The organism is Enterobacter sp. A8, from assembly GCF_004296595.1.
Taxonomy (GTDB): domain Bacteria; phylum Pseudomonadota; class Gammaproteobacteria; order Enterobacterales; family Enterobacteriaceae; genus Enterobacter; species Enterobacter cloacae.
Genome location: NZ_SCMF01000002.1, coordinates 692536 through 715580 on the forward strand (window position 1 = coordinate 692536; position 23045 = coordinate 715580).

20 protein-coding genes are annotated in these 23045 nt (G+C 51.3%); 11 read left to right on the forward strand and 9 right to left on the reverse strand.

The annotated features are described in order from the left end of the window. Window positions 1–55: 55 nt before the first annotated feature. Window positions 56–964 carry a LysR substrate-binding domain-containing protein gene (locus EQV24_RS11380; RefSeq protein ID WP_013095771.1) on the reverse strand — a complete coding sequence of 303 codons (909 nt, stop codon included), beginning with the start codon at window positions 962–964 and terminating at the stop codon, window positions 56–58. A gap of 127 nt (window positions 965–1091) precedes the next feature. Here EQV24_RS11380 and EQV24_RS11385 point away from each other — a divergent pair, with 127 nt between their 5' ends. The 4 genes from EQV24_RS11385 (at window position 1092) to EQV24_RS11400 (ending at window position 6605) form a co-directional block, all read left to right on the forward strand. After that, window positions 1092–2279, forward strand: a complete 1188-nt coding sequence (locus EQV24_RS11385) for an MFS transporter (protein ID WP_130626596.1) — start codon at window positions 1092–1094, stop codon at window positions 2277–2279. Window positions 2280–2290: 11 nt separating this feature from the next. Then, window positions 2291–3472 (forward strand): amidohydrolase, encoded by a 1182-nt coding sequence (locus EQV24_RS11390; protein ID WP_029882448.1) that lies wholly within the window; start codon window positions 2291–2293, stop codon window positions 3470–3472. Between the two features lie 118 nt (window positions 3473–3590). Further along, window positions 3591–4700 carry an AI-2E family transporter gene (locus EQV24_RS11395; RefSeq protein WP_013095768.1) on the forward strand — a complete coding sequence of 370 codons (1110 nt, stop codon included), beginning with the start codon at window positions 3591–3593 and terminating at the stop codon, window positions 4698–4700. A 120-nt stretch (window positions 4701–4820) separates the two neighbouring features. After that, on the forward strand, window positions 4821–6605 hold the full coding sequence (locus EQV24_RS11400; RefSeq protein WP_058661761.1) for a diguanylate cyclase: 1785 nt from the start codon (window positions 4821–4823) through the stop codon (window positions 6603–6605). A 31-nt stretch (window positions 6606–6636) separates the two neighbouring features. Here EQV24_RS11400 and EQV24_RS11405 read toward each other — a convergent pair whose 3' ends face one another. Next, window positions 6637–7146, reverse strand: coding sequence for a hypothetical protein (locus EQV24_RS11405; protein ID WP_013095766.1), 510 nt, complete (start codon window positions 7144–7146; stop codon window positions 6637–6639). 16 nt (window positions 7147–7162) lie between these two features. Beyond that, the gene (locus EQV24_RS11410; RefSeq protein ID WP_130626597.1) at window positions 7163–8062 is read right to left on the reverse strand and encodes a LysR family transcriptional regulator; all 900 of its coding nucleotides are present in this window, start codon (window positions 8060–8062) and stop codon (window positions 7163–7165) included. A gap of 99 nt (window positions 8063–8161) precedes the next feature. On the opposite strand from EQV24_RS11410, the gene EQV24_RS11415 reads away from it, so the two are divergent. The 6 genes from EQV24_RS11415 (at window position 8162) to EQV24_RS11440 (ending at window position 13540) form a co-directional block, all read left to right on the forward strand. After that, entirely contained in the window at window positions 8162–8956 is a 795-nt protein-coding gene (locus EQV24_RS11415; protein ID WP_130626598.1) for an SDR family oxidoreductase, read from the forward strand. 24 nt (window positions 8957–8980) lie between these two features. After that, window positions 8981–10195, forward strand: a complete 1215-nt coding sequence (locus EQV24_RS11420) for an L-dopachrome tautomerase-related protein (protein WP_130626599.1) — start codon at window positions 8981–8983, stop codon at window positions 10193–10195. Window positions 10196–10413: 218 nt separating this feature from the next. Next, window positions 10414–11085 carry a hypothetical protein gene (locus EQV24_RS11425; protein ID WP_130626600.1) on the forward strand — a complete coding sequence of 224 codons (672 nt, stop codon included), beginning with the start codon at window positions 10414–10416 and terminating at the stop codon, window positions 11083–11085. Between the two features lie 396 nt (window positions 11086–11481). Beyond that, complete coding sequence (locus tag EQV24_RS11430; RefSeq protein WP_013095761.1) at window positions 11482–11739, forward strand: YjhX family toxin; 258 nt, start codon at window positions 11482–11484, stop codon at window positions 11737–11739. 10 nt (window positions 11740–11749) lie between these two features. Beyond that, window positions 11750–12496 (forward strand): class I SAM-dependent methyltransferase, encoded by a 747-nt coding sequence (locus EQV24_RS11435; protein ID WP_130626601.1) that lies wholly within the window; start codon window positions 11750–11752, stop codon window positions 12494–12496. A gap of 234 nt (window positions 12497–12730) precedes the next feature. Next, the gene (locus EQV24_RS11440) at window positions 12731–13540 is read left to right on the forward strand and encodes a DUF4225 domain-containing protein (RefSeq protein ID WP_130626629.1); all 810 of its coding nucleotides are present in this window, start codon (window positions 12731–12733) and stop codon (window positions 13538–13540) included. Here the strand turns inward: EQV24_RS11440 and EQV24_RS11445 are convergent. Continuing rightward, window positions 13537–13851 (reverse strand): hypothetical protein, encoded by a 315-nt coding sequence (locus tag EQV24_RS11445; protein ID WP_047023471.1) that lies wholly within the window; start codon window positions 13849–13851, stop codon window positions 13537–13539. The genes EQV24_RS11440 and EQV24_RS11445 overlap by 4 nt on opposite strands. A 1015-nt stretch (window positions 13852–14866) precedes the next feature. Here EQV24_RS11445 and EQV24_RS11450 point away from each other — a divergent pair. Further along, window positions 14867–15448 carry a hypothetical protein gene (locus tag EQV24_RS11450; protein WP_130626602.1) on the forward strand — a complete coding sequence of 194 codons (582 nt, stop codon included), beginning with the start codon at window positions 14867–14869 and terminating at the stop codon, window positions 15446–15448. 740 nt (window positions 15449–16188) lie between these two features. Here the strand turns inward: EQV24_RS11450 and EQV24_RS11455 are convergent. The 5 genes from EQV24_RS11455 to EQV24_RS11480 all read right to left on the reverse strand — a co-directional run bounded on the left by EQV24_RS11455 (window position 16189) and on the right by EQV24_RS11480 (window position 23043). Then, a complete protein-coding gene (locus EQV24_RS11455; protein ID WP_130626603.1) occupies window positions 16189–17088 on the reverse strand; it encodes a hypothetical protein in 900 nt (299 codons plus the stop codon). Window positions 17089–17137: 49 nt separating this feature from the next. After that, entirely contained in the window at window positions 17138–18496 is a 1359-nt protein-coding gene (locus EQV24_RS11460; RefSeq protein WP_130626604.1) for a hypothetical protein, read from the reverse strand. A 492-nt stretch (window positions 18497–18988) separates the two neighbouring features. After that, window positions 18989–19234 (reverse strand): ogr/Delta-like zinc finger family protein, encoded by a 246-nt coding sequence (locus EQV24_RS23900; RefSeq protein ID WP_207905505.1) that lies wholly within the window; start codon window positions 19232–19234, stop codon window positions 18989–18991. A gap of 294 nt (window positions 19235–19528) precedes the next feature. Then, window positions 19529–20263 (reverse strand): hypothetical protein, encoded by a 735-nt coding sequence (locus tag EQV24_RS11470; protein WP_130626605.1) that lies wholly within the window; start codon window positions 20261–20263, stop codon window positions 19529–19531. A gap of 446 nt (window positions 20264–20709) precedes the next feature. Then, window positions 20710–23043 (reverse strand): primase-helicase zinc-binding domain-containing protein, encoded by a 2334-nt coding sequence (locus EQV24_RS11480; RefSeq protein WP_130626606.1) that lies wholly within the window; start codon window positions 23041–23043, stop codon window positions 20710–20712. Between the last annotated feature and the right edge of the window lie 2 nt (window positions 23044–23045).

Below are 23045 nucleotides of genomic sequence, written 5' to 3' on the forward strand. Positions count from 1 at the left end.
ACAGCATGGCGCGGACGGCTGTGATTCTGGCTCAGACAAAAGTCGTATCTGTCCGCTACCAGCTAAACCCTCTGCATGCTTCGCGCAGGCGAATCAAAAACTGACGCGCGTTGGTGGTCATCGCCGACTTCTGCGACCACACCGCGCAATACTGCGCCGACGGCAGTTGGGTGATGGGCAACGCCACCAGCTTGTCATCAAGCTGTAGCGGCTGACACATTGCCCGCGCGACCACCGTCAGATAGTCCGCGTTAAGCACCATATTCAGCCCCGTGATGACGGAATCGGTGCGCAGTGGGGTGATATCCACCTGTCGATAAAAATGGCTGAGCTCATTTTGTAGCTGCTGGTAGTAGCCCATGGATGACTCCGGCAGTAGCCATTTAGCCTGACGCAGCGCCATCAGATCGCGGGCTTCTGCCAGTGGGTGCCCCTTGCGCGCGATGATGCAAAACGGCGAGGTAAACAGCGGTTCGATCATCACCCCTTCCGGCGGCGCCATCGGATCCACCGAGCCGATAGCCATATCTATTTCACCGTTTCGTACGCCAGGCAGGAGCGAGGAGAGCTGCCCCTCCTTCACCGTCAGCAAGACCTGGGGCAGCGTTTTCTTGAATGCCTCGGCCACATCGGGAAAGACGGTCAGCGCAATAAGCGAAGAGAACCCCACCGTCAGACGCCCGTGAGTAAAATGGTTAATCTGCTCCACTTCATCCGCCGCACGCCGCAGCTCTTCAAGCACCCACTCCGCCCGTTGAGAAAACGCCATTCCCGCCTCGGTAAGGGCAATCCCCTCTTTGCTGCGCAATAAAAGTTGGGTGCCTAAAGTTTGCTCAAGCTCACGCAATGTACGGCTCAATCCGGGCTGCGAAACGCCCAGTTCCCGTGCGGCCGAACGGATACTGCCGCTGCGCGCCACCTGACGAAAGGCCTGAAGATGGCCGAGTTTTGGCAGATATTTCATCGCTCGCCCTATAACAAAAAAGCATCACCTATAGCAAAATTATATCTTCCCGCCTGTCTGGTAAACCCCTAGATTCAGAGTGCACACAACCATTCTCATCACACTCTGACGTCAGGCGGAAAACACAATGAAAAGCCAGTCACAGATGATTTTTTTACTTTTTATCGGCTATGTCGTGGTCTACATCGATAAAACCGTAATGGGTTTTGCCCTGCTGCCGATCGAAAAAGAGTTCGGGCTTACCACCGCGCAGCTGGGCTATATCACCGGGATCTTCTTTCTCGCCTACTCTCTCTTTCAGGTGCCTGCGGGCTGGTTAAACGACCGAATCGGCTACAAAACCATGCTGATCCTTTCTCTGTGTGCGCTGGGGGTCTTCGCCCTCTGCTTTGGCGCGCTGGGTATGAGCGTTGGCCTGCTGCTGGTGTTTCGCTTTCTCTCCGGCGTGGGGCATTCCGGCTATCCCTGCTCCTGCGCGAAAGCGGTGGTCAGCAATTTTACGCTGGAAAAACGCACCTTCGCCCAGTCGGTCCTGCTCTCCTCCGCCGGGCTGGCGATGACCGTCGGGCCGATTGTGGCCGTCTCGGCGCTGGAACACCTGGGCTGGCACGCCTCCTTTGTGGCATTAGGGATCGTTGCCTGCGCCATCGCCCTGCTGATCGCCTTGCGCGTGCCGTATCAGAAACCCGCGCCACGCCAGGCCGCGCACGGGCAACACGAGGCGCTGTGGCGTAACCCTACGGTGCTGCTGCTGTTTTTCTCGGTGTTTTGCATCAATATCCCAAGCTATGGCCTCTTGGCCTGGCTGCCTAAATTCTTTGTCCAGAGCATGGGCATGCCGATTGAGGTGTCCGGTTATATCGTGGCGGCTGGCGGCGCGGGGATCTGGCTTTCGTCGTTGTGCACCGGCTGGCTGGTCGGAAAATACTTCCACCACCGCGAGCCACAGGTGATTTTGATCTGCGCACTGGTGAGCGCTGCTGCCATTCTCGGCATCTTCCACACCGCCACGGCGGTGAGTGCCAGCATCCTGCTGTTTGTGGGGGAGATCTTCCTGATGGCCACCTTTGTGACCGCGTTTACCCTGCCAATGAAACGCCTGCCGGAGAACATCATGGGCTCGGCCATCGGGCTGACAAACACCGGAGGGACGCTGGGGGGCTTCGTTTCACCGGTTGTTATTGGCTATCTCGTTGGAAAAAGCCACAGTTATGAAAGCGCATTTATTTTCTTGTCACTGGCAATGGTGTGCGCGGGCGTGGCGATAGTGCCATTGATAAAAAAACCTGCGCCCTCACTGCCGGTGACTGACTGAAGGAGACTGTCATGAAAAGTAGCACTGAAAACCTTATCCGCGACGTTCACGACGAGGTGATCCGCTGGCGCAGGCATATTCATGCCAACCCGGATCTCTCATTTCAGGAAAAGCCGACCGCAGATTTTATCGCCCGTGAACTGGCGAATCTGCCGGAGCTGACGATTAGCCGCCCGCTGGAGAACAGCGTGGTGGCGGTATTACAGGGTGAAAAACCCGGCCCGATGTGGGCACTGCGTGCTGATATCGACGCCCTGCCGCTGCAGGAAGAGAGCGGTGAAGCATTCAGCTCAACCAAACCCGGCGTAATGCACGCCTGCGGTCACGATGCCCACACCGCCATGCTGATGGGCGCGGCGAAAGTGCTTTGCCACCTGCGCAGCCAGCTGTGCGGCAGCATCAAGTTTATCTTCCAGCCTGCCGAAGAAGTGCCGCCGGGCGGCGCGCGCGAACTGGTGGAGAAAGGCGTGGTTGACGATGTCGAGAAGATCTTCGGTCTGCACGTTTTCCCGACCAGTCCTACCGGTAACATTACGCTGAAAGAAGGGGTCTATGTCGCCTCCAGCGATAATTTTGATATCACGATTTTCGGCCGGGGCGGACATGGCTCAATGCCGCAGTTCTGCATCGACCCGGTGGTAATCGGCGCTGAAGTTGTCACCGCGCTGCAAAACGTAGTGGCGCGTAATCTCGACCCGATTAACGCCCCGGTGCTGACCATCGCGACCTTCCAGGCCGGTGACAGCTATAACGTGATTCCGGACAGCGCCCGCCTGGCCGGAACGGTGCGTACTCATAATCAGCAGGTACGCGAGCAGGTACCGCAGCTGGTGCAGCGTATTGTCGAGGGCGTCGTCAGTGCCCACGGCGCGCGCTGTGAGATCCGCTGGCAGCAGGGTTACGCCGTTGGCAACAACCATGCCGACACCAATGCCATCGCCAAAGCGGCGATTGCAGCGCACTTCGAAGAAGGAACGCTGCAGCTTGCCGATCGGGCCCTGTTTGGCAGCGAGGATTTCTCCTCGTATCAGGAGAAAGTTCCGGGAACGTTTCTGTTCATCGGCTGCGGCAACGAGGAAAAAGGCGCGGTCTGGAACGTCCACAATCCACACTTTCGCATCGACGAGGCCGCGCTGGCAGTGGGCGTGAAAACGCACGTTGCGCTAGTGAGCCCGCTGTTTGAGGAGATTTGATCCCTCCCGTCCTGACATTGCCCGGCGGCGCGTCGCCTGCGCCCCCCGGCGCAATGGTTGGTAAATCCGTCAATCAGTTCTATAGTCGTCACAGTTTCTTAGTAACCAGGACTGACTGATGCGCTTTAACGGACTGACCAAAGGTTTCTTTATCTTTATTCTCGCCCTCGTGACGTGGGCGTTTTTCGACGTGCTGTCGCCCTACTTCTCCGCCATTCTGTGGGCCGCCATTCTGACCGTTATCTTTAACCCGGTAAAAAACAAGCTGCGCGCCGCGCTGGGGGATCGCAACGGGCTGGCCTCGCTGCTGACCATCGGCATTATCTGCCTGATTGTCTTTATCCCGTTGATGGTGATCTTCTCCTCGCTCGCCATAGAGCTGAACGTGGTGTACACCAAACTGCAGGAGAACAACACCCAGTTCCCGGAGGTGGTGGCGAGCATCTTTAACCATCTGCCGGACTGGGCCAGCGGTTTCCTCGCGGATCACAACCTGACCAACGCCGCGCAGATCCAGAAAAAACTCTCCGATGTCGCCCTGCAGGGCGGACAGTATCTGGCGGGCAGCGCGTTTCTGATCGGCAAAGGGACGTTCGGCTTTGCCATTAGCTTCGGCATCATGCTGTATCTGCTGTTCTTCCTGTTGAAAGACGGGCCGTTCCTGGTGCGCCAGATCCTCGACTCCCTGCCTCTGTCCGATTTCGCCAAGCAGCACCTGTTCGCCAAGTTTGTCGGCGTCTCGCGGGCGACGGTAAAAGGCACGGCGGTTGTCGCGGTGGTTCAGGGCACGCTCGGCGGGATTGCGTTTGCCATTGCCGGTATCGACGGCAGCATCCTCTGGGGAGCACTGATGGCCTTCCTCTCCCTGGTGCCTGCGGTGGGGTCGGCGATTGTCTGGGTTCCGGCTGCCATTTTCCTCTTCGCGACGCATCAGATCTGGCAGGGGCTGTTCATTGTCGGCTTCTTCGTGATTATCGTCGGGCTGGTGGATAATATCCTGCGCCCGCTGCTGGTAGGCAAAGACACCAAAATGCCGGACTACCTGATCCTGATATCAACGCTTGGCGGCATGGAGCTGTACGGCATTAACGGCTTCGTGATTGGCCCGCTGATTGCCGCGCTGTTTATCGCCTGCTGGAACCTCTTCTCCGGTCGCGATCATGCGGGTAACGCCGAAGAGCTGGATGCCGCGTTTATTGAAGAAGGGAAAAATCCTCCAGATTTATAAACCGCTGACGATAACCTTCCCAACAGGCGGCGCTGTGCCGCCTTTTTTTTCGCCTTAAATCAAACGTTTTCTATAATTTGAAAGAACGTCATCCTTCTTTGGTCGTAAAAGGATCACCAGGTGCGAATCGCGACGATAACAAACTGGGCCTACGGTGCCACGGTCTGCCTGACCCTCGCTTCCGGCATCATCATGCTGATGGCGTCCAATGCTGACACCCTTGAGCGTCAGGCCGTTGAACAGCGGCAGAAATTTGATGCGCTCACGGAAGATATCGAAACCGATATCTGGGCGCAGTCTGATTTAGCCCGCCTGTACGTGATTAAAAAAGATCCGCAGATCCTCAGGGAATACAACCAGTCAGAGAACAAGCTGAAGAGTACCGAACTCCGGCTGGAAAAACTGCAGGATGTCGGCGCGTCAGACGATGAGCTGTCCCTGCTGCATGAAGGGATAAAAATCGTCGATGAACTACAGGACGAACAGCAGGTCGCCCTCACCCATACGGCGCAGGGAGAAGATGCGCAGGCCATCGCCCTGCTCTACGGTGCGCCCTATGAGCAGGAGCTGGAACGCGCCCAGAATCAGATCGATCACTTCCGCCAGATACTCGACAAGCGGGTGATCGCTTCCGTTCAGGAGGCAACCAAAAAATCGAAAACGCTGCGGACAATCTCTGAAATGATGGTTGGCCTGACCGCCCTGCTGTTCCTGTTTGTGCTTGGCTTTATCTTAAAACGGCGCGTGCTGCGCCCGGTGGTACGCCTGAGCGATGTGGTGCATCGCCTGGCGTCGCAGGACTATGCCGTAGAAACACCCAATTTCAACCAGATCGATGAGATTGGCGATATGGCGCAGGCGATTCGTATCTTTCGTGAAAATGGCCTTGCGCGGCAGCGTCTGGAAAAAGAGCGCGACGCCGACTGGGCCATCCGCGAGCTGCTGGCGCGCATGACCCAGCGGCTGCAAGGGTGTGAGAACTTTGCGGACGTGATTAACGTAGCGGAGCTGTTCGCCCCCAATATCGCGCCGGGAATTGCCGGGCGGCTCTATATCCTCGACCGCGATCCGTGGCAGATGCGCTGCGTCGCGCAGTGGCTTTCGCCGCCAGGAGAGGATACGCCTTTTCATCCCGATGAGTGCTGGGCGGTCAGACGTGGGCAAAGCCATCCTCCGGTGAATGGCGAGCCGGATATCGCCTGCTACCATCTGCCGGCGTCGCACACACATACGTCGCTCTGCGTTCCTATGATTGCCCAGGGCGAAGCCATTGGGTTGCTCTCCTTCCAGAACATCACCGCGGAAAATGCCCCTTCCCGCGCCTATCTGGAACTGATGGCTGAAGCGCTCGGTCTGGCGCTGGCCAACCAACGTCTGCGCGATGCCCTGCTGGAAAAAGCCCTCTTCGATCCGCTCACCGGCTTGCGTAACCGTCATCATCTGGAAGATACCCTGCGCACCCAAATGGCGCAGGCGGTGCGCAATGAAGAGCCGGTAAGCTGCCTGATGATCGACATCGACCACTTCAAAAGCATCAATGACCGCTTTGGTCATGAAGCGGGCGATCAGGTCATCAAAAGCGTGGCCACCATCATACAACGCGCCGTACACGACAGCGGACTGGCATTCCGCTATGGTGGCGAAGAGTTTCTGGTGCTGCTTTCCGGCGTCGATGAAGAGGCGGCGCAGGCGTGCGCCAAAGAGATTTATAACGGCGTGCATGAACTGTCGCTGCGCTATGGGCTTTCAGAGATTGGCCCGGTGGATGTGTCGATTGGCGTCGCCAGCTATCCGCAGCACGCTCAGAGCGATAACCTGCTGCGCGCTGCCGACGTGGCCTTATACCGGGCGAAAGAGCTGGGCCGTTCGCGTATTGTGAGCTTTGGGATGCTGGAAGCGGGCTGACGGTGATTTTCGCGCCCTGAGCTTCACCGGTTCAGGCGCGCGTGATCGCCCAGAGCACCACAATCCCCAGCGCATTACTCCGCTTTTCCACGTACAGGGTAGAGTTGGAATAAACGTTACCCTTCGGGTTACAGATGCGGATCTCTTTTTTTAACTCCGGCTCGTAGACTTCTGCCCCCGAGCAACTGTGGCGGGTACTGGATTCATACCGGTAAGGTTTGCTCCATGAGGAATAGTCTCCCTCCAGTAGCCAGGCCGTTGTAAAAATCACGAACATGGCAACCGGCAGGCTGCAAATGAAGAAGCCGAGGTATAGTTTTATCGCGCCAGCAACACGCTTGCCTTTCAGTCGTCCCTTTCTGATAAAAATAACCATCGGCACCAACGCCAGCAGCAACGCCCCTCCGGCCAGATACTGCTCCCCGCGGATCGTAAGGTATGTCACGCGATAAACGTTAACTGACCAGACCACAAAACCAGATAGCAGTGCTATACCGCCCACGATGAGTGGGAGCCAAAAGGTATAAGTCTCTTTTTTCATGGTGGACATATCCTTGTCATTTTTGGTTGGTGAGAAGATCAATCATCGCCCGGGTGGCCGCCGACTGGCGTCGGTGTGGCGCGAAGAGCACGGAGAACGGCCGCGACCGTCCACGCAGGTGTGGCAGCACCTCGACTAACTGACCGCGCTGTATCCTGTCGCGGACGATAAATTCATAGCTCTGGCAGATCCCCATCCCCTGCTCTGCCAGCGAAACCACACCGAGTACATCGTCTGAGATTTCGATAGTTGAACCCGGCAGCCAGTCAATATCACGTTCCTCATCACGAAACACCCAGGGGGCAATGCGCCCGGTACGCGGCATGATAAAGGGCAGACAGGTGTGACGATGCAACTCCTCCAGCGTCTGCGGGCTCCCCATGCGGTGCAGGTAATCAGGCGATGCGACCAGCAGCAGCGCTGCGTCCTCCAGTTTGCGCGCGACTAACCCACTGTCGGGCAACTGCCCCAGGCGAATCGCCAGATCGAATCCCTCCGCAATCAGATCAACGTTGCGATTGGTGATGTTCAGCTCCACCTGAACGCGTGGGTAGTGTTGGGCAAAGCGCGCCAGCAGCGGCGGCAGACGGTAGTGCCCATAGGTGGTTGGAACGCTCATTCGCACGCGACCGGTCAGATCGCCTTCCTGGCCCCGCCCCTTGCGTTCGGCGTCATCAAGCAGTGCAAACGCAGACCGCGCCTGTTCCAGATAAACGCGTCCGGCCTCCGTCAGCCCCACGCGGCGGGTCGTTCGCTGTAATAACTGCCGTCCAAGACGCGCTTCCAGACGGGAAACCGCGCGACTCAGGACAGAGGGTGTGGTGGAAAGGACAACCGCTGCGGCAGTAAAAGAGCCGTGTTCAACGACAGTAATGAAGACTTCAACGTCTCCGAGATAATCGAATTTGCGGCTCATTTTGCTCTTTCAGGAACAAATGTTTTTCAATCTGGCTAATTTATCCCCTCTGGAGTGATGAGTAAAGTGAGCTGCATTCATCACCAGAGGGTAAACACTATGGATCTTCAACTCACCGGTAAGACCGCGCTGGTTACGGGCGCAACCGCAGGCATTGGTTTGGCCATCGCCCGCACGCTCGCTCAAGAAGGGGTTGCCGTCACCCTTACCGGACGCGACCCGGCAAAGCTGCAAAAAGCCGCGGCCACCATCACCGACGCGACGCCTGACGCACAGGTCTCCACCGTTGTCGTTGACCTCGGAACCCTGGAGGGCGCAGAAGCCCTGTTCGCCGCCTGCCCTGATACCGACATTCTGATTAATAACCTTGGGTTCTACGAAGCCAAAGCCTTCGCGGATATTAACGACGAAGACTGGCTGCGCATGTTCAACACCAATGTGATGTCCGGCGTCCGCCTCTCACGCCACTACTTCCCGCGCATGCTGGAACGGCACTGGGGACGGGTGATTTTTATATCCAGCGAAGTGGGCGCCTTTACGCCGCCAGACATGGTGCATTACGGCGTCAGCAAATCAGCGCAGCTTGCTGTTTCGCGCGGTATGGCCGAACTGACCCGGGGAACCGGCGTGACGGTTAACAGCGTGCTGCCGTCGGCGACGCGCTCGGACGGCATTATTGAGTACCTTCGCCAGACCGCGCCTGCGCCGGATATGACCGATCGGGAGATCGAAGCGCATTTCTTCCAGACCTACCGCCCCAGCTCGTTGATCGCCAGAATGATTGAGGCAGACGAGATCGCGGCGATGGTCGCTCTGTTAGCCAGTCCACTGGGCGCGGCATCCAACGGGGCGGCTGTACGCGTCGAGGGCGGCACGTTCCGTTCCATCCTTTAATGCTGAACTCACCGGAGCCTTTTCATGTTCATTCGCACCCGTAGTCTGTCCGCCATTGCGCTGGCGGCGCTGATCGCTTTCCCGAGTCTCGCCAGTGCGGCGACGCTCCAGCCCCTTGAACGCTGGCGCAGCTATGCTGGCGTGAGCTGGGATACCTCTCAGAATGGGCAAACGCCGACGCGGTTTTCCGGCTCGGTTAACGCGCCCATTGCCGGTATCCATTTTGATGCAAAGGGCCGGGCCTTTGTCAGTACGCCCCGGCTGGTTTCTGCCGCCGCCCCCGCCACGCTGAGCATTCTGGATACGACTGTGCAGTCCGGCCCTGCCCGCCTGACGGCGTTTCCGTCCCGCGAGGGGAACGCGGTAAACACCGATCCCGCGCACAACCTGCGCAACGTGCTTGGCTTTTATATTGATCGTCAAAACGGCTGGCTATGGGCGCTGGACATGGGGTTTGTCGCAGGCGAAGCGGAGTCGCCCGTGGGCTCGCAGAAACTGGTCGTACTGGATCTCAACACGGGCCGCCCCCTTAAACGTATCGCCCTGGATGGCGTGGCGGACCGCAAAGCCAGCTTCCTGAACGATGTGGTTGTCGATGAGAAACGCCGTGTCGCCTATATCTCCGACAGCGGCTCGCGGAGCGCACCGGAAAACCGCGTGGGCCTTATCGTCGTAGATTTCACCACCGGCACGGCGCGACGCGTGCTCGACCGTCACCCTGCGCTACAGATTGAGCCGGGCGTCAAGGTGGTTTCACACGGTGCGGAGGTCTGGCCGGGTAAACCCTTATTAATTGGCATCAACGGTATTGCGCTCTCCCCGGATGCGGACACGCTGTACTGGACGGTCACAACGGGAACCCATGCCTGGGCAGTGCCCACGGCATTGCTGAGGCAGGCAGGATCAACCGATGCGCAGATTGCCGCCAGTATCCAGGATCTTGGCGTGGTGGGCGGTAACACCGACGGTCTTGTAACCGATGCAAAGGGCAACCTCTATATCACGGATGTTACCCGCAACGGCATTGTCCGGTTTGATCCGAAGCACCGCGCTATTTCGCTTATCGCCGCCAGCGAAGACGTTTACTGGCCAGACACACCGGCAATCCGTCCGGACGGGGATTTGATCTTTACCTCGAGTCGCCTCAATGACCACTTCGCGGGAGCCGTTAAACCCGGAGAGGAACGCTATGATTTGTGGCGTTTGCCTCTCGGTGCGTCACATAATACGGGCGAATAATAAAATACCCGTGGCTGGATAATCGCGAACGATTATTGATGCGGGTCAAAGGAATGTGGCTGATTGACTAAAGAACAGGGTCAGGGAGTCGATATTTATCTGGGTAGTTGTCAGCCTGTGTCTGCAGGCTGACAACTCTGTCGGGCAAGATAAACGGCCCTTTTCGGCTCAGGATCATCCACGCAGCCACCTAAATAAAATTATCTCATGGAGAGAAAATGAAAGTTCGTCTTCTAGCGATTGTATCTGCATCCTTAATTCTTGCGGGCTGTGCTGGCTCGGTAAAACCCGACACCGTGAAAGCGGCAAATGGCAGCGCAATTGATATTTATAGCGTATCAGCACTGCCGGAACTGAATGACAACCGTATCGCCGACAACACGCTGCGCGAAGTGACCCCGACGCATGCCGCAGCCGGTATGGGGCTTGCCGTTCTCGGCGCGTTAACCGGTAACATTAACTCCGGTGACTTTGATAAAGAGAACTATAAAGGGACATCCATTGAAACCCTGCAAAACCCGACGAACAGCTGGTTTGTTCCTAAAGCGAAACAAAATATCAGCAAGTGGCTGAACGAAAAAGGCAATGGCCACGTTTACAAGCAGCCGCTCTATATTGGTAAAGCAACCTGGGCGCTGATCTATAAAGACGCCACCGCGACCACACCTCTCTATCAGCTGAAATACAAAGTCCTGTTCTATAAACGCCCGGAAAGCGGAAATATGTTCTCTGCGTTTACGGTAGCGGAATGCGCCCCTACGCCAGTTGAAGCGCCACTGAGCGAGTGGAGTGCAAATAATTACCAAAAAGTGACCACTCAAACCGAAAGCTATATGAAGAGCTGTCTGCTGGAACTGGATAACCAGCTGCCGCGTTTGCTGAAGCTGTAATGTGATTTGCTGTACGGCCCGCTTCGTGCGGGCTTGTATCGGGTATGCTCATCCTGAAATACCATGGGGTTTCAGGATAAAAAAGATAGATAGCCGGACCACAGGCATACCTTTTCACTTCCAGCCTGCCGGGCATACAACATGCTGGCGCCGCACCCTCCCCTTCAGGATCACACTTTTTATCCCTGGCTATTCACTTACCAAAAATCGGTGTTATCATTCGCCTCGTAAATACCTTTCAACTCTACCGAGGCTTTGATGCTGGAGAATGTAATCATCTGATAATCAGCACCCCGCCCTTTCAGGCCGGACTGATTATCAATGCGCTGAAATCGAATGCGGACACCGCTGTGTGTTTGCACGTTTTGCACATGATGATTAAACAGGTTTTCCAGTATGAATTTATCCCGTCAGGAACAACGTACCTTACACGTTCTCGCTAAAGGTGGACGTATTGTGCACGTCCGCGATGCATCTGGCCGCGTCACTTCTGTTGAATGCTACAGCCGGGAAGGGCTTCTGCTCACCGACTGCACACTCGCCGTCTTTAAAAAACTCAAAACCAAAAAGCTGATCAAATCCGTCAACGGTCAGCCCTACCGCATCAATACCACCGGGCTGAACAACGTTCGCGCCCAGCCTGATAATCGATAAGGAGAGGATTATGGATATCCCACGTATTTTTACTATCAGCGAAAGTGAACACCGCATTCACAACCCCTTCACGCCAGAGAAGTACGCCACGCTGGGCCGCGTGTTACGCATGAAGCCAGGCGCGCGCATTCTCGATCTCGGCAGCGGCTCGGGAGAGATGCTGTGTACCTGGGCACGTGACTACGGCATTACCGGTACCGGCATCGACATGAGCCCGCTCTTCACCGCTCAGGCAAAGCTGCGCGCGGAAGAGCTTGGCGTCAGTGAACGCGTTCATTTTATTCATAACGACGCGGCGGGCTACGTGGCGGATGAAAAATGCGACGTGGCGGCCTGCGTAGGTGCAACCTGGATTGCGGGCGGCGTCGCCGGGACGCTCGAACTGCTGGCAAAGAGCCTTAAGCCAGGCGGACTGGTGCTTATCGGCGAACCGTACTGGCGTCAGGTGCCTGCAACGGAAGAGATTGCCCAGGCCTGTGGCGTTTCATCGGTGGCCGATTTCCTCACCCTGCCCGACCTTGTCGCCTCTTTCGATGAACAGGGCTATGACCTGGTCGAAATGGTACTGGCAGACCAGGAAGGCTGGGATCGGTATGAAGCGGCTAAATGGCTGACCATGCGCCGCTGGCTGGAGGAGAACCCTGACGATGACTTTGCGCATGAGGTTCGGGCAGAGCTGACGAATGCGCCTAAACGCCATGTGACGTATACGCGGGAATACTTTGGCTGGGGCGTGTTTGCCTTAATCGCACGATAAAAAGGAGCAGGCGATATAACCCAAAGGTTATATCGCCTTTTTGCAGGGTGCGCACAATATTACGCCTGTCGTATTTAATTATCGTTAATTGTTCCCTTTATTCGTCATCGTAATTACGGGTGGTTATTCTTTTACTGGCGTGAGATGAATACCAGGGGATCGTCTATTGAGAAAAACCGATGAGGCGAATATATTGCCCGTAAAACAGCCAGGCATATTAATGAAGAAAGCATGATGGATATTGCGCTGCTTAACAGGGGATGGAACAGAACCTGGTCAGATACGATGGTGAATCTGGAAGCCCGAAAGGTCATCGAAACTGCAAATCGACTGTCAGCTTACTATTTACAAGATGGTCTAACACGTATCAAGTTTGTTGAGGAAATAAAACAGGTCGTAGAAAAAGAGTTCGCGACAGCACGGCGGGCGAAAACCGATGAAGAATGCATTGAATGCCTCAAAAATCTGCGTGCTGAAAAAGAGAATCTTCTTGAGCAAGAGCGATTGTTAAGGACCAGGTCCGCTCAGCTTTATGCGAAGGTCGAGTTTGTCAGAGAAAATAACAAGATAGTCGGATATGTTATTTCAGCTGTGAATGTGGTGCTTTCAGGGATGGTTTTCTTTGGTGGTTTTATGATGTTATCCACTATGGGGCCAATTGGTATGCTGGCTGGGGCAGTCCTGATTGCCGATGGTATGAACGGATTAACGAAAGAAGTGCTCAACTTTAATCAGCCAGTAGGACATAAACCCTCGCAAGGTATCATTGCTGACTCCGCGATGCATACCGCCCAATTTATGGGATTTAATCCTAACACGGGCCTGGCTCTCTATAATGGTGTTTCTCTTGGAGCCAGTGTGTACAGCATTGTAGGACTCGCTCGCAAAACTGGAGCCTGGAGATTATTCCGCTGGCTTCAACACGATTACTATCGCAAAGTCAGCACAATGAGCACTCCTACGCTAACAATGAAGATTGTCGGTTATGGTGTTAAAGCAAAAGTGATTTTCGACCTGGTGACAACAGAAAATGGAACCAGTTAATCCTTGATAGCTTTTCGGTAACGCCAGGATTTATAGGAAATTACCGGCGGCTGCGCAAAGGACATAATGGCAACCCCAAAGATCATCGCCAGCCCCCATGCAATTACTCTATCAGGTGAGCTGAACACAATAAGTAATAACAGGATAAAGGTACAAACAGCCACCACTCCTGCCAAGGTAACAAATCGTCTGGCGAGGTCATTTATGGCCTCTCCAAGCGTTCCCCCATATTTTTCAATATTGCTTTTTATCTTCTGCAATTCGGGCTGCGTAAACCCTGAACGTAACAAAGCCTCATCAGTCACTTTCATATCGTCTCGTCCCTTATCTCCCAGAAGTGTTTTCTCATCCGCTGATTGTGAAAATAATCATACTGACGAACTTTACAGCAATCCACATGATGTTTGTGCAATGTATCAGATTTCAGACAATAGAAGCCATAAAGCCCCGTTAGTGGTGCAAGCAACAAGCGGAGCGTAGCGACTGCATCAGTGTTCAGAAGGATCACACCTAATCAGGGTGCTCGTGTACCTTTCGGAGCGTGAGCGAAGCGCTGGCAGAGCCTGCGTTGTGTGCAGGTACGTTTACCACTATTCACCTGTTTACGTGGTTTATAGATCCACACATTGGACTTAAATGCGTATGAGCAATCTGTTTCGGGAGGATTTAGAGACGTTGGCAGCGTCATCATCTTGATACGCCTCACCAGTCCGTTCGCATCCACGCCACCTGCGGTCATGTCGTAGTGGTTTGTCTGGTCGATGGTTGCCCTGTATGGCTGCTGATGGATGTGACAACATGAACACCGTAGCATTCCGTGTGCATTTCCTGCTGCAGCGGAGCGGACACCGAAAAACTTAATTCCAGCTCCCGCTGTTGAATAAGCATCTCAACTAAGCTGCAGCCCCATGTGTACCACCCACTATTGATCCGTAAGCCAGCACCTTAGATGACCTGGGTTATCCCTTTTAAAATCAAAAATGATATCCAGTACATCTTTAATCATCGGAAAAAGGTCAGAGCCTATACTTTCGTCAAGCTGGCCGAACTGGGTCTCGAGCCTCCCCGAACGCCGAATAAACAGCTTGGTATCTACATCCAGTTTTCAGGCATACTTCTTTCCACCTACGCCCACGACTGCATGGATCTATCCAAATGCAAATAGCTAAGCTACCGATCAGGACAACTGCAAAACACCACAACACTAAGCAGTTAAATTTCGTGCTAACCTCATAGCCTTGAAAGGCAGGATTTTAAGTCGATTGGTATTGTAGAAGTGCCGACTTTTCTGTCAGGTGTTCATGACTGATATAGCGAAGGCATCAAATGGAATTTTTGAAACTCTATGGTAAAGAGATATTTTCAATAGTAGCGGCGTTACTAACGTGGACATTGAATACTTACTTCAAGGCTCGCGTCAGGCTTGCATACGGCGAGTTGCACAACTTTACTTTTCTCGTTCCTGAACCTTTAAGGAATCAGGAAGGTGAAGTTATTCGCCCTCAGCAACTTGTGCACACACGTTCGGTAACGTTATTGAATGAAGGTCGAGAAGTCGCAACAAAAATTGAAGTGATATTCAACTATCAACCAAGATATCTGAATATATGGCCGGTTCGGAAGTTTACAGAATTCAAAGAGGCTGATGGAAGATACATCATTGAATTTGAAAGCCTTGCACCAAAAGACTCTGTAATGTTCGAAGCTCTTTCCATCAACGGAGATTTGCCTGGCATCCTTGCTATAAGATCAAAGGAATCGATAGCCCGTGAAATTAACCTCGTTCACTATCGCGACTTCAGTCCTTTGGTGAAGCGAATATTGGCTTTTTTACTTCTACTTGGCTTCACATCAGCTGTCTATTTGACACTCCTGCTCCTGCAGTGGTTATTGGTTACCGCTGGATAAACATCATTATAGAGATACAAAAATTGGTTGCCTCAGTTGCCTAAAAATACACAACCATCTGTATTTAAAATATTTAATTTCAAAAAGCGAGGCAATTAACTGGTAATTTGAGGCAAATGAGGCAACTAAAATCACTTCGTTAGTGCGTTTTTTCTTCAGCCAGTTTAGGGGCAAACAGCAAAACATAAGTCCGTGGCTGAGCATTATTGAGATGCTTTAACCGCGGTGTTTTAATCTGCCAGCCTTTACCGTGTATACGCTTTTTCAGCATCCCCGATTCAATCAGAATTCTCGCGACCATTACCCCACCCGCTTTTAACTTACGCCAGCACTCCCGCTCGCCAATATCAGCCTAGGGTATGGATTGTGTGGTTTCAGTCGATGCCCCCTGCGCCATCCAGCGCAATATCAGGTAGCGCGCGGGACCATCAGTTCCGATGCCGATCACATCAAGCGGGGAGCACAGCCAGCTTTCGCGGTTATCTCCATTAGACCGAATAGCATATACCCCAAAACATTGTACTTAAGGGGTACTTCACTAGACCTCAAAATATTGAGGGAGGGGTGTAGAGTATAAAGGGTTCTGGAGGACTTAAGTAGACTTGGGAAGACTTTGAGATGGTGCCGATAATAGGAACAAAAAATAAATGTAACCACCTGTTTTAAAATCATTTACCAAAGAACAAATGATAAAATGCCCCCTAAAGTGCCCCCATTTTAATAAGGGCACTTAACCAAGTTCATTTTTTATGCTCTGTTCTTTTCGCAATCTCCGGTACTGCCTCACTGGGAGATATCAACGTGCGAACATTCGTTTTTTCCGGCAAACGCTCCTGCATTAATTTACTTAATGGGACTCCTGTTACACGTGACTCTTCGATCAAATCAGCAATTAGATCTCCTGATATCTTTTCTCCCTCTCCAGCAATAGCTAGTGTAGATATGTGGTAGGTTGAGTCTGCCTCGTCATCTGAACGGCTCATACTTTCTAAAGCCCATTCAGGATCGTCTTCCACAAACGCCATTGCAGCTTCCATACCCATTCCGAATTGACCGAAGTTATGTGTAAATTTATCAGGATGGTTACGTCCCATTGTTAGTGCAAATAGATCATCGTTGCTGAAAGGTAAGTGGAACGTATTAAAATTTATAAACTGCATACCATCAATTCTCATTTGGAAATGATAATGCGGATATTCTACTGCTGTTCCTGCATGGCCTTTAAAATCCGATTCAGAACAATCAAAAGTCCATTCAATATTCTTCCATTTGATGGTACTAGATAAAACTTTACCTTTTGGCATTTCCAATGGAAGATCATTTATATTAATCAATGGTTTTTCCATATTAGCGCACCACCGTAGAAAAGCGGCAATATTTACATATCCATATTTATTATAGAGCAGAGGAAAATCTTTCGTCTTGAATTTGCAACGTCTTAAAAGCCAATGAAGACATGGCGTTTCTTTACTAATCGTTTTGAACGATTTCCCACAAAGGTAACATTCATCGTTAACATATGCACTTTTAAATTCATTAAACTGTCGATGGCTCTCCTCAGCATATTTTAAATTTATTGACTCTCTTTCATCCTCAGTTAAAGAGTTGAACTTATTAAGTATTTTTATTTCATCAATCATAACTCACCTTTTTCAACAACATTAAAAAAAGACATTCACTTTATAAGACCTATTTTTTTGTCAAATTAATATCTTTAAATTTCCCTAGTAAATCCGACACCGAATCTATAGCACTTTTACCATCCTCAACTTTTAATTTCGAATGATATATTGGTGATTTGTATATTGACGATACAGATGAAAGGATTAACGCATCTTTATTCTCTTCACTTATGAGCTGTTCAGCATATGCTTTTAATGTTAATGCTACGGCCGATTTAAAGGCATACTCCTCTTGAAAATTACGCTCCTTGCTATATTGTGCAATACCAAATAGAAGCAACCCTATTGCAGGTAATGCTTTGATAGAGTTTATTATTATCAGTTTATAATCCATTGTCTGCCCTTCGGATAAATGGAACAGGAAAAATATCCAAAGTACAGTTGAAACTGCAAGAAATGGTACTGCGTACTTCCAAAAACTGACAGATGGTGCAAGTTCATTTTTTCGCTGTTTGAATGTTTCAAAAAGTGATGCTCCAACCTCTCTACCAATCAGAGCATCAAGATAATCATTTCGTTCTTTAAAGTATGATTCTTTGTCAGCGACAAAAGCTAACTTTTCATCAAATGAGCTATTAAGTGCGATCAGTTTCTTACTTATTTCACTATACTCATCTTTATATTGTGAAATATTTAATTTAATTGCATTCAATGCCTTTTCAGAATCATCAAAAATCTTATCAATGCTATTATTTTTATTTTCAGAGAGAGCTAGTTGTGAGTTTATTTTTTCAACAACGCTAGTTGTAGAGTTGAACATGTTATTTATAGAATCATTCTGTGATACTAAATTTTGAAGCAAAGCCTCATAGTTTTTAACTTGAGACTGGCATTCATCAAGAAATGTACTCACACTAACTTCAGCATCCTCAACCCTTTTTACAAAATTATCTAACTCTAAAATCCTTTGTTCAATTAGTGACTTTTTCATTTCAAGAAGCTCATATTCTTCTTGAAGTTTTCTTTCGGTCTTTTTGAAAGCCCTTCTAGTATTCAACTCCCAAAAACCATTTACCCTCTGATAATTTGCCAATCGATACACAAATGCGAGTGAATTACTATAATTAGCACCAGATATATTTGCATTCATATTTGAAAGATCAGAAAGCAAATTACCAGAACCAATTTCACTGCCATAATTATAAGAAAATGGCAATGTTACATAATTCAAATCATCGAACTCCTGCCTAAAATGATTACGAACCTTATTAACTAGAGTGACATAATCATATACATTGATATCACCAAGCATGACTTGGGAAATATCGCCACTTTCTTTAAATGATTCAGCCACTTTGTCATTGAAGTTAATTGCATCAAAAGCATCTAAAAGCCCTAATACTTGTTCTTTTTGCTGTCTATTCATTTATTTCCTTCCAAAACTTCCTAGAAAAATATATTTCATTTTATAAGTGTCGCAACGTTGTGTTGCGAGAGCATGATTTTTATAGCTTACATCCGGCAATCAACAAAATCATGCCAAAAATTTCTATTTATGACCGAAATCGCACTACACCGCACCCGCCTGCGGTTTTCAGATCGCAAAAATTTTTCAGTTGGGATTTTTTACAAATGATAGCGCCAGACCGCGCCACAACTGGGGATTTACAGCGAGCAGAGAACTGAAAAGAGTGAAAAGAATTTCAGCTTTTTTTCAGTTTAGCTTTACTCCAAAATCGTAAGCACTTGAATTAAGCTATTGATAGTAAAGGGATATAAAATTTTAGGTGAGATTTTTCATGATAACTGACGGCACACTTAAAAGTTAACAAACTGATTCTTATAGACATTTTTTCTTAAGCAGCTGAAATTTAATGAACCGAAGCCGGGGAAATTTTAGTTACTCCCGGCGAACCGTTCAGTGACTCTCTTTGGCTGCCATCAGGAGTTCTAATGCTTTTTGTCGCTCGTCCGGTGGCAGGGCATCCATTAGCTCTTTAATTCGTCCCTGGCCGCGCAAAGCGCTGGGACTAATCGTGTGTGAGAAGGAAACGTTCATCACAAACGTGTGCCCACACTCTACATTTGAGCAATAACAGTACACATCTAACAATTTGGGAGGCGGTTTATGTTGCTCACTGTTGACCGAACATGCGCAAAAAATTGACTCAGTTTTCGGGTCTTCTGTCCCACAGTGAAAATATGGAAGGTATAAATGATGCGAAACTTCTTGAAGAGATGGTGCGATAATAGGAATCAATAACACAACCTAACCAATTGATTTGCATTCAAAAAATAAATATCAAAAATAAATCTATACACAGATCTATACACACTGGCGGATGCATTCGTTTTTTATACAACCTCTTTAGGTCAAAAATTGTGACCTGAACACTAATCCCCTTCACGAATACCTGCCCTACTTACCAATATAAGCAGATACGCCAAATCGTAGCTATCAAGGTCGAAGCGTCAAACCTAAATCCCATGGAAAAACATCGATGTATGAGGTGATTGAAACTGCTGCCCAGTTGATTTTTACATCTTTTGAATTGCTCAGAAGAGTTTCATTAGCCCTATCCCATTCAAAATCACTCGGTAACAACTGCCCTGGGACATGAGGCGACAGCGCCCCAAAAGCAACATAATACCATGCACCTGGCGGTCCTTCTCTTCCTGAAACTACGAGTTCTTGATGCCGTAAGGACTCCCTATACTCCAAAGTTAAGTGTTCCTCTTCCATAAGATCTTTTAGGGTTAATCTTCCCAGCGGTGGACAGCAAAGGTGCCAAGATGGAAATTCGAAAGTTGTATCATGGTTAATCAATGCCACTGCGATGGTTTTAATAGAATCGTTTGAATCGAATGTCAGAGAAACCAATGAGTCTGAAAACCTGTATCCCCACCATTTATCCCCTATGCGGTTAGGAACACCTAGTTGCTGTTCAACCCAGCGAGATGGAGCACCAAGCTCTATCCCTGAAAATATATTTTCAGGTGTTCTACGTCGTTCGATACGTACATTAGGTCTTGCTAACTTTGACCTTAAAATACGAACTCCATGCTTACTCATTGCGAGCCAAATGAGTGCTACACCACCAACAAAACTTCCAACCGCATTAACCATTACATCCTTGACAGGTATGTGAGCTAATAGCATCTGCAATTGCACATCCCAAGCATCCTGCGCCATTGTTAACCTCATTGAATGCGGACGATTTAACCGCCCTTGATATTTTGAAAACTACTTTCAACAGAATATCGTGAATACGGTACAGAATTATATGACGGCGAGCAGAGTGTAGATGATGATGAAAAAGTTTTTTTGCATTTTACTGTTCACACTGTTCACCTCGGTTATTTCTCATTTTATATCAGGCATTTAAGTGGTGATGAGTTGGTGAAGGGTGAACAGTCGACTCTTCACCTTTTTCGTTTTGCTCGTTCTGGCTGCGCCCGGTAAGGCGATACACGGGGGGTATAAAAAGTTTTTTCCGGTTTTACTGTTCACCTTTTCTTTTTTATCAATACTTTCAAAGGAATACAGGGTGAATATACGGTGAAGGGTGAACAGTGGAGTGTTCACCTTATGACAATGGCCGGAAAGAAAAAGACCGGCTGTTGCCGGTCTGGAGTTGGTTAAGTCGCTGCGGGTTCGTCACATTTCGGCAGCCAGTCGACGTAGCTTTCCTCTTTCAGTGAAAGGTTGGTCTGTATCCCCTGCTTCGTGTGCCGCTTTTCATAATTCAGGCCGTACTCTTTCAGCATCATGGGCAACCCCAGCCCGAACATTTTCAGGCTGAGCACGTTCCTGTACCCGTTAGCCTCCATATAGGCCAGATACGCGTGATAGAGATATTTACGGTAATTGCGCGGGACGATGCTGGCATTACCCATAAACATCCCGTTGGTCTGCGGCAGCATTTCCAGATAACCGCAAAAATCAAACGTCGGGTCAGCATCGCGCTTGATACTGAGCGCTTCATCGGAGTTCTGCTGCGACTGGAGCAGTGCGCGCGCCGTCATCGGGTCGCTGAACCGCTGCATAAGCTGGCGCACAATAACGGCCAGCTCGCGCGCAATTTTATCCCTGAGCTGCGGGTCGCGTTCCTCCGGGGCAATCTGCTCCGGGAAATGAATAATCACCCGGCGACGTGACACACCGCCGCTGCGGTCGGTAAAGCGCATCGGGTTGTTGTTCACGGCCAGAATCACCGCCGGGATATGTGTTGAGTACGGGTTCTGGTATTTCGGGTCAACCGAGACCGCATCGCCGCCGGTGATGGCTTTAAGTCCTGCGCCGTCACCGCTCCATTTTTCCTGGTCAGGCAGACGTATCAACGAGAAGCCAATCAGGGAGGCACGCTTGCGCGGGTCTTCCAGCGTGTCGATGTCTGCCGACGTGGCGTTATCCTCCCCGGCAAGCAGGGTCGCGATTTCGGCCAGTATACTTTTGCCGCTGCCACCCGGACCGGTGACTTCGAGAAAGAGCTGCCAGTCGTAGCGGTTTGCCAGCACCATAAACAGCGCGGCCAGAATCACGTCGCGTTTTTGTGGATTTTTACCGGCCGCCCGGTCAAGCCAGCGCCAGAAATTCGGGGCATGGGTTTCCAGCGTTTCCCCCTCGACCGGCGGAGTAAAATCCACGTCGCAGAGCGTGCGCAGCCAGTACGATTTGCTGTGCGGGCTGAACAGGCCGCTTTGGGTATCGAGTACCCCGTTGCGAAAACCAATCAGACGGCGTGCCGGTGCGGCCTGCTGAGGAATAATCAGCTTCAGCGTCTCCACCACTGAGGTGATTCTCCCCGACGAGAACGGAGCGCGCAGGCGCTGGAAAAGCCCGGCTACGTCGCGTTCGAAACTGGACGGCTGAACGACTTTCCATATCCCTGCTTCATAACGGGACAGGAGCTGGCCGTTCGCATCCACCGCCAGCGCTTCGCCGTAATGCTCATGCACCCGCAGAGCCTTGTCGCTGGCGCTCATGGCGGTAAATTCCGCCTCGCTCATGGTATCGAACGGACTTTGTACCGGTGGCCGGATGGCATCATAAATCGCTTTTCGGGTGGCCTCCCCGCCATTCTGCATAAACGCATCATTCCAGTCACCAAACACCGGCGGCAGGGCGACAATGCCCTCACAGGCTTCTGCGGCCGCGGTGGCTTTGTTCTGGCCGTCGCCGTTAAGGTCACGGTCGGCGGCGAGGACAATCTGACAGGCCGGGTGTTTCTGACGGGCAAGGCTCGCCAGAGAAAGGAGGTTCACGGACGACAGTGCCACCATGACGGTTTCGCCGGTCAGGTGATGCACGGTGAGCGCGGTTGCATAGCCCTCCGCAATCCACAGGCGTTTTCCGGCCTGTTTTTTTCCTTCGATGGTGTGACACGCTCCTTTTACCGCCCCGCCTTTCAGGGTGCGTTTGAGCCCCTCAGAATTGATAAGCTGAAGGTTAACCAGTGCGCCGGTATCGTCATACAGCGGGATAACCACATCACCGGCGCGGAACGTCACGCCGCCGGTTTTATGCATGACCGTCATTACCGGACATTCCCGGTCGGGGAAGCCCTTGCGGGTCAGATAGGCGTTGCCACAGGCCGTGCGGGTTTTCTCCATCAGCCTGACGGCCAGTGCGGCCGCCGCTTTGCGGTCAGCCTCCGTTTCAGCCTCTGCGGCCGCAATCACTTCCGGGGCAACCGGCGGCAGGTTGCCGGTCACGGCATTCACCTTTTGGGCTGCCTCTGACGGTTTTACACCGAAAACCTTTTCAACCAGCTTAAGCCCGTCACCCGCGCCGCACTGATTGCAGAGCCACGTCCCGCGCCCCTCTTTATCATCAAAGCGGAAGCGGTCAGAGCCGCCGCACACCGGGCAGGCCTGATGGCGGTTTTTAATGACCTTCACACCCAGCGCCGGGAGAATGCGCGGCCAGTGGCCGCACGCCTGTTTTAAGGTTTCCGTTACGTTCATTTTCATCG